General features: G+C 76.9%; 3 protein-coding genes. 1 reads left to right on the forward strand and 2 read right to left on the reverse strand.

Annotation, left to right across the window (positions count from 1 at the left end; translation table 11 throughout):
• Window positions 1-2182: nitrate- and nitrite sensing domain-containing protein (locus E1265_RS30690; protein WP_132934241.1), on the reverse strand; the 2182-nt coding region annotated here is incomplete at its 3' end.
• A gap of 223 nt (window positions 2183-2405) precedes the next feature.
• Between E1265_RS30690 and E1265_RS30695 the strand changes: the two genes are divergently transcribed.
• Window positions 2406-2687, forward strand: a complete 282-nt coding sequence (locus E1265_RS30695; RefSeq protein WP_347877265.1) for a hypothetical protein — start codon at window positions 2406-2408, stop codon at window positions 2685-2687.
• On the opposite strand, the gene E1265_RS30700 is transcribed toward E1265_RS30695, so the two are convergent.
• The gene (locus E1265_RS30700) at window positions 2681-7276 is read right to left on the reverse strand and encodes a hypothetical protein (RefSeq protein ID WP_132934242.1); all 4596 of its coding nucleotides are present in this window, start codon (window positions 7274-7276) and stop codon (window positions 2681-2683) included. The genes E1265_RS30695 and E1265_RS30700 overlap by 7 nt on opposite strands.
• Window positions 7277-7309 lie beyond the last annotated feature (33 nt).

A 7309-nucleotide genomic window follows, 5' to 3' on the forward strand; every position in this document is an offset into this window, starting at 1 on the left:
GGGCCGGTGGGCCGGGCTCCGGCTCTGGTGGCTCGCCCACCTGCCGACCGTGGTCGGCGACCAGCACCGGGGTGCGGTGGCGGCGCGGCAGCCGGGGCGGCGCCTGGGGCGCCGCGGCCTCGTGGGCCTGGCCGTGTTCCACGGGGCGCCCGGCGGCCGGCGAGTGCTCGGCGCTGGGCGGTTCCGGCCCCGGGCCGAGCACCATGTCGGGGGCGCCGACCGGCGCCTCGATCTCCACGGGGCCGCCGTGCAGGGCCGGCCGCTCCGGCCGCCCGGCGAGGCCGTCCCGCTCGCCGGGCAGCTCCCGAACCTCGGTGAGCAACTCGCCGGGGATCAGGGTGACGGCCGTGGTGCCGCCGTAGGGCGAGTCGCGCAGGGAGACCTTGATGCCGTGGCGCTCGGCGAGCCTGCCGATGACGAACAGGCCGATCCGGTCCGTGTCGGACGGCTCGAACTCGGGGGGATCGACGAGCCGTCGGTTGGCGTCCCTGAGGGCGTCGGCCGTCATGCCGAGGCCGCGGTCGTGGATCTCCAGCGTGAAGCCGTGCGGCACCCGCTCCCCGTCGACCTGCACGGCGGTGTGCGGAGGCGAGAAGACGGTGGCGTTCTCCAGGAGTTCGGCGATGAGGTGGACGAGGTCGGCCACCGCGCCGCCGGCCACGGAAAGCGGTGGCAGCCGGCGCACCTCGACCCGCTCGAAGTCCTCGACCTCGTCGACGGCGGCCCGCACCACGTCCATCAGCTGCTCCGGCTTGCGCCACTGGCGGGCCGGGGCTGCTCCGGAGAGCAGCACGAGCCCCTCCGCGTGCCGGCGCATGCGGGTGGCCAGGTGGTTGAGGCGAACGATGTCGGCCAGGTTCTCGGAGTCGGCGGTGCGGCCCTCGAGTCCATCGAGCAGGTTGAGCTGACGGTGCAGCAGGACCTGACTGCGGCGGGCCAGGTTGACGAAGACCTCGGACATGCCGCGCCGGGTGTGGGAGCGCTGGACGGCGGCCGAGACCGCCTCGCGTTGCAGGGTGTTGAGGGAGCGGCCGATCTGGCCGAACTCGTCGGATCCGTACTCCAGAACCGGCGCCTCGGTCTCGACGTCCACGTACTCGCCTGCGGCGAGCCGGCGGGTGACCCCGGGCAGCCGGACCTCGGCGGCGTCCCTGGCCTCCCGGGCCAGGCCGCGCAGGTCGCGGGAGAGACCGCGACCGACGCGCACCGCGACGACGCCCGAGACCACGACGGCCACGAGGCCGAGGCCGCCCATCAGCCAGGCCCGCACCGCCGGCCGGGAGGTCGCGGAGTCGAGCCGCTCCTGGTAGTGGCCGGCCGCCTCCCCGCCGAGGGTGGCCAACTGGTCGAGCGCCGAGGAGCCCGTCTCCGCCCAGGTGTCGGGGCGGACGGCGGCGGTGCTGCCCTCGAGGAGGCTCTCCTCGGTCGCGGCCAGGATCCGGCCGGTGCCGCTCTCCCAGAACGCCTCGTGCGCCTGCCGGTCGTCCAGCGTGAGGTCAGGAAGGTAGATGTCGTAGGCCAGCTGACGCTGCGCCATCCGGTCGGCGAGGGCCCGAAGTTCGCCCTCTCCGGTACGGCCGGCGGCCAACGCGCCGGCGACCAGGGCGTCCTCGGCCGACAGGTACTCGCGGGCCTGGGCGAGGCCGACGACGGCGCGGCCGTGCCGGTCGAGGTCGGGGTCGTCGACCGGTTGGAGAGCGGCGAGCAGCCGGAAGGCGAGGTCGACGACGTCGCCGTAGGCGTCGAGGGCCCCGGTGCGCGAGATCGTGTTGTTCTGCACCTGGTCGCGCAGCTGCTCGAGGCTGTCGAGGGCGGACATCAGCCGGTCGAGGCGGTCGCGGGCCGAGTCGCGCAGGCCGTCGCGGGCCGCGCTCACCCCCCGCCAGGCACGGTCCACGGCCCGGTCGGTGTCCTCCCTGATCTCCCGCAGCTCGCTGAGGGAGTCGGCCCGTCTCGGGTCGCCGAGGTGGACCAGGGTCTGGCGACGCTCGCGCTGGATGGCCGTGGTGACGTCGAGGGTCGGCCCGGCCAGGGCGGTGGCGGCGTCGGACGCGGCGCCGACGGCTCTCGCCTCACCGATGGCGTCGGTGGCGGCGAACACCCACACCGACACCAGGGACAGCAGGGGCACCAGGACCAGCGCGCCCGTCTTCCGCCGGATCGACTTGCCGCGAAAGCGCATGCCCTCCCCTTGGTCTTCGAGCGGTCGCTCGGGGGTTCCCGCCGCCGCAGCGCGAGCCTACTACCGGTGCCGTGGCCGCCACCGGGGTATCGGCCCGGGCGGCGCAAGGAGTTGGCGCGCGGGCGCCCCATCCTGACCCGTCGCGGAGGAGCCCGCAAGGCGTTCTACCATGGATGGGCAGGACATATCAGCGCATCTTTGCCGTGCGAGGAGCGAAGGCGGAGTGTACGCGAGACCCCGCATGCCGGACCCGGTGCGTGCCGCGGCCGTCCGCGCCGTGATCATCATCGCACTGACGCTCACTCAGGTCGTGATCGTCTTGCTGTGCACCCTGGCCGGGTCCTGGCTGGCCCTGCCGATGGCGTTCTCGTCGCTCGGCAGCACGATGGTCGCCACCTGGGCCGTGCTCGACATCTGGATCACCCGCCAGGCGTGGCGGCAGCGCAACGGGGTGATCTCGACGCCGAGCAGCGCGGCGAGGCGCCGGCCGCTGCGGCGTCAGTGAGCCTCCCCCGCGCGGGGCTTACGGAAGACCCGGGTGGCGGTGATCTCGCCGTGCACCGGCTCGGCCGACGGATCCTGCCGCGGCAGGCCGGGGCGCAGGTGCTCCTCGACGCTGATGTACTTGAGGCCGGCCCGCAGGTCGGCGTCGTTGCGCAGCCGGATCACCAGGGGGAACTCGGCGAGCGCCGTGGTGTCGAAGAGACCGGTGGTGTAGAGGAGTTGGACGCCGAGAGCGTCGGCGACGGCGCGCTGCAGCTCCAGCAGGTAGGTGGCGTTGGCGCGGCCGATCGGGTTGTCGAGGAAGAGGGTGCCGGCGTGCCGGTTCCGGTCTCGGCCGCGGTCGTTGCCACGGAGCGCCGCCATCGTGCAGTACAGGGCGATGGCGGCGGTGAGCAACTGGCCGCCGGAGAACACGTCGCCCATCTGGCCGACCGGGACGCGCTCGGCGCGCAGCACGGCGTCCGGCTTGAGGATCTCGACGCGCACCCCCTTCGGCGCGAGCGCCGCGTGCACGCCGCGCAGCAGCAGCGAGACGCCGTCGCGCCGCAGGTCGGAGTTCTTGCGGACGGCGGCCCTCGTGGTCTCGTCGATGACCTCGCCGAGGCGCTCGGTGAGGGTGGCCTGGTCGGGGTCGTCGAAGCGGATGCGGAGGAACTCCTGGCCCGACCACTCGCCCAGGCCCTCGGGTAGTCGGGAGAGCCGCTGGGCTGAGCGGAGGGTGGCGAGGGCCGACTCGACCAGGCCGCGCAGCCGGTCCACGATGCCGTCCCGGTTGCGCTCCAACTGCTCGAGCTCGTCGGTGAGGACGCGCAGCCGGGGCGCGAACGCCTCAGCCCAGGCGGCGGCGTTGGCCGGCAGGGCGGCGGCCGGCAACTCGCGGATCTGCTGCCTGGCCGGGGTGCGGACCTGCTCGAACCGGGTGGAGTTGGCGTGCCGCACGAGCCGGTCGCCGGCCTCGCGGACGGCGGCCTCCGCGGCGGCGAGGCCGGCGGCGCAGGCGCGCAGGGACCGGCGGGCCTCCGCCGCGGCCTGGCGGGCCTCGGCGAGGCCGCCCTGGTAGGGCTCGGCGGGCGGCTCGCCCGCGCCGTCGGCGGCCTCGGCGGCCTGGGTGCCGGTGCCGGGTGCCGGGTCGCGCAACTGGTCGCGCAGCGGCACCGCGGTCTCCTCGAAGCCGGCGGCGGCCTCCTGGGCGGCCTGGTGGTCGCGCAGCAGGTCCTCGTGGGCGGCGACGGCGGCGGCGTGCGCGTCCTCGTGGGCCGCCAACTCGGCGGTGGCCGCCCGCAGCAGTTCCTTGGCCTCCGCGGCGTCGGCCGGCACCCGCTCGGCCGGCAACTCGATGTGGGCCTCCCCGTCGGCCGGGGCGAGCCGCTCGGCCTCGCCGCGCAGCCTGCCGAGCTGCTCGCTGGCGGCGGACGCGCGGGACTCAAGGAGCTGGACCAGGGACTCGGCGCGGGCCGCGGCGGCCTGCCGGGAGGGGCCGTCCGCGCCCTCCGGGCCCTCGAGAAGCCGGGCGGCGCGGGTGCGGACCTTGTTGCTCAGGCGGTCGAGGGCGGCCAGCGCGGCACTCTCGTCCCCCTCGGCCCTCGCCTGCTCGGCCCGCAGGTCGGCGCCGACGCCGACCTTCTCGTAGAGCTGGGACGCGGACCGGTACGCCTCGCGCAGCGCCGGCAGGGACGGCGAGTCGGCGGCCGGCGGATCCTGGCCGTCCTCGGGGACGCCGGTGACCTCGGCGCGCTCGGCGCGCAAGGCGCGGGCGGTGCGCCGGGCGTCATCCGCGGCGCGCTGCACGGTGCGCCGGTCCTCGTCGGCGACGCGGGCGCGCTCCAGGCAGGCGGCCGCCGACTCGGCCGCCTCGGCGGCCTCGGCCGCCAGCTCCCTGAGCCTGGTCTGCCAGCGGACGCGCTCGCGGAGCCGGTGGGCGAGCCCGGCCAGCGCGTCGGCGGCGCGGCGGGCGTGCTGGGCGGCCTCCTGGCGCTCGTCCCTGGCGCGGGCGGCCTGGGCGGCTGCCTCCTCCGCCTCGGCACGGGCGACGTCCGCCTCGGTGAGGTGCCGGCCGGCCGCCTCGGCCGCGGCCGCGGCCCGCTCCGCCGCGGTGGCGAGCTCGGCGAGGCGGCCGGCCGGACAGCCGGCGCGCCAGGAGGCGATCCGGGCGGCCAGCGTGCGGTCGGCGGCGAGCCTGGCCGCGAGGTCGCGGATCTCGGCGTCCCGCGTCGTGGCGCGCTCGCGCAGGGCGCGGCGCTCGTCGTCGGCGGCTGACTCGTCGTGCATGGCCGGGTTCGGCGGCACGAGGAAGACGCCGCTCTCGGGGCCGCCGGGCGGCGGGGTGGGGGCGAGCAGGGCGGCGGCGGTGCCGACGGCGACGGCGGAGCGGGGCAGCAGCGCGGCGCCGGAGAGCACCTCGCGGGCCCTGGCGTGGCTGTCGGGGTCGGTGATGACGACGCCGTCGACCAGTTCGGGGCGGGCGGCGAGGACCGTGGCGTGGTCGGCCGGGTTGACCGCCTGGGCGAGGTAGCGCCAGCCGGGCAGGGCCGGGATGCCGTGCTCGCCGAGGTACTCGACGGTGGCCAGCACGTCGGGCCCCGGGGGCAGCAGGCCGCCGTCGCCGAGGGCGGCGAGGATGCGGGAGTCGTCGGCGGCGGCGGTGCGCAGCTCGAACAGCTGCCGCTCGGCGTCGGCGACGCGCTCCTCGAGCAGGCCGGCGAGCTGCTCGGCCGCGCCGTCGAGCTCCTCGGCGGTGAGCGCCGAACCTTCGGACCGAGCGGGCAGGCCGAGCAGCTCGGCGATCCGGGCCTCGGCTGCCAGCGCGGCCGCCGTGCGGCGCTCGCCCTGCCAGGCGGCCTCGGCCGCCTGGGCAGCGTCGGCGGCGCGTGCCGCGGCGAGCTCGGCCCTGGTGTGCTCGGCGGTGGCGACGCGGGCGGCGTCCGCCGTGCGCCGGGTGGCCTCCCTCGCGGTCTCGTAGGCGGCCACGGCGACGCGCTCGGCGTCGCTCGCGGCCAGCGCGGCGCGGGCCGGGTCCGCGCCGTCGAGCCAGCCGGCGCGCACCGCCTGTTCGGTCTCCTGCTCGACCTCGGCGAGCCGCTGGCGCAGGTGCTCGGTCTCACTTCGGGCGCGCTGGGCCTCAGTGGCCGCTGAGGTGGCGTCCCGGTGGGCGGCGTCGGCCTCGGCCTGGAGCGCGGCGGAGCGCTCCTCCTGCTCCGCGGCGGCCCGCTCGCTGCTCTCGGCCGCGGTGTGCAGGGCGCGGACCAGGGCCGCGGCGGCCCGGCCGCGGGCGGCGAGCGCGGGGGCCGCGTCCCGCTCGGCCTCGCGGATGGCTGCGGCGACGCGGGCGGCACGGTCGGCGGCCGCGCGGTGCTGGAGGACGGTCTCCGCCGCCTGCCAGGCGGCGTGCAGGGTGCGGGCCTCGGTCAGCTCGCGGCGCCCGGCGGCGGCCGCCTTCTCGGCGGCGGCCAGCGCGAGCGAGGCGTGCCGGTAGGCCAGCTCGGCGGCGACGCGGGCCGCGGTGGCGCGGGCCCGCCCGGCGTCGGTGACGGTGTGCGCCGCGGCGGCGACGTGCTCGGCCAGCTCGCCGGCCCTGGCGCGCTCGGCGGCGCCGCGGGCGGCGAGCAGCCGGGCGAGGGCGCGGGCCCGGTGCTCGGCGGCGAGGTGGACGGCGCGGGCCGAGTCGCGCTCGCCGGCGGCCTCGGTGATCCGGGTGAGCAGGTCAAGGGAGCCGGCCGTGAAGTCACGCTCGGCCCCCAGCTCGGCCCGGCGGCCGAGCTTGTGCGCGAAGCCGTGCACCAGGTCGGCGAGGCCGTCGGTGTCGCGGGTGTCGGTGACGGCGCGCAGCAGCAGGTCGGTGAAGTCCGAGTCGTTCTTGACGGCGAACAGGCCGGCGGCCTCTCCCTCGTCGGCGTTCATCTCGCGCTGGTAGCGGAAGAGTTCGGGGTCTAGCCCGAGCCTGCCCAGGTGGTCGACCCAGCGCTCGTGGATCTCCTCCCAGACCACGTCGAGGTTGGGGTACGCCTTGCCGGTCTCGGTGAGGACGTCCCGGAAGCCCTTCATGGTGCGGCGGCGGCCGGCGGCGCCTGAGGTGCCGTCGGCGCGGGGGCGCAGCGCGGTCGACTCGGCCACGGGCAGCGAGTCCAGGCTCATCCCGGGGCCTGGCCGGAAGGAGTACCAGGCCTCGGCGAACTTGCGGGGGTCGCCGGAGACCTGTCGGCCGCGCCACTCGCTGACCTTGCCGACCACCACGGTCTCGCCGGTGAGGGTGTGCTGCCACTCGAGGGCGACGTGGCCGCAGTCGTCGGCGAGCAGGAACTTGCGCAGCACGCCGGAGCTGGCGCCGCCCAGGGTGTTGCGGTGACCGGGCAGCATCACCGAGAAGATGAGTTTGAGCAGCACGGACTTGCCGCCGCCGTTCTCCAGGAAGAGCACCCCGGCGGGGGCCGGGCGGCGCGGCGGGCCGACGGGCTCCTCCTCGAAGAAGTCCGCCTGGGCGGGCGCCGGTTGGGGCACCGGCTCGCCGACCCCTCGCAGGTCGAGCACGGTGTCGGCGTAGCGGGCACCGGCCGGTCCGATGGAGTAGAGGCGGATCCGGGACAGCTCGTACATGGCGGGGGACTCTCGTGGGTCGCTGGGTCGGGT

This window comes from Streptomyces sp. 8K308 (assembly GCF_004348315.1).
Taxonomy (GTDB): Bacteria; Actinomycetota; Actinomycetes; order Streptomycetales; family Streptomycetaceae; genus Streptomyces.

What these genes read in the sequence shown, in the direction of transcription:
- E1265_RS30700 (WP_132934242.1), bottom strand. Translation starts at nt 7,276, where the DNA reads ATGTACGAGCTGTCCCGGATCCGCCTCTACTCCATCGGACCGGCCGGT.